Below are 391 nucleotides of genomic sequence, written 5' to 3'. Positions count from 1 at the left end.
CCCCGAGGCCCTGGACGGCCACCTCCGCCTGCTGCCCCGGGAGGGTGCCGAGGTCGGGGTCGCGGCGGACCAGGATCCCGCGGCGGTGCTTTTCGGCCTCGGCTACGGGCCGGTGCACGAGTCGCTGCCCTTCGCCGCCGCCGTACTGGAATCCGTACGCCGGACCGCGAGCGCGCCGGCCGTCCCGGCCCCGGTCCTGGTGAACGCCGGGCGGCGCGACCCGGCGGACATCGCCGAGCGGATACATCACCTCGGGGAGCTGCATCAGGCGGGGCTCGTGACGGACGACGAGTACAGCGCGAAGAAGGCGGAGCTGCTCGCGGAGCTGTGAGGCCCGTACGGGCCCGCTCGGCCGGTACCGGCCCGCTCAGCCACTGGCGGAGCGTGAGGT

General features: G+C 75.2%; 1 protein-coding gene. It reads left to right on the top strand.

The window, feature by feature from the left end; all coding sequences use genetic code 11:
* Positions 1 to 331, top strand: a 331-nt coding sequence (locus tag J1M64_RS18445; RefSeq protein WP_206475142.1) for an SHOCT domain-containing protein, incomplete at its 5' end; no start/stop codon positions are given.
* Positions 332 to 391 lie beyond the last annotated feature (60 nt).

The organism is Dietzia sp. KRD202, assembly GCF_017168155.1.
GTDB lineage: Bacteria > Actinomycetota > Actinomycetes > Mycobacteriales > Mycobacteriaceae > Dietzia > Dietzia kunjamensis.
The sequence above is the reverse complement of the archived record's forward strand: the minus strand, read 5'-3'. Positions and strand labels throughout refer to the sequence as shown.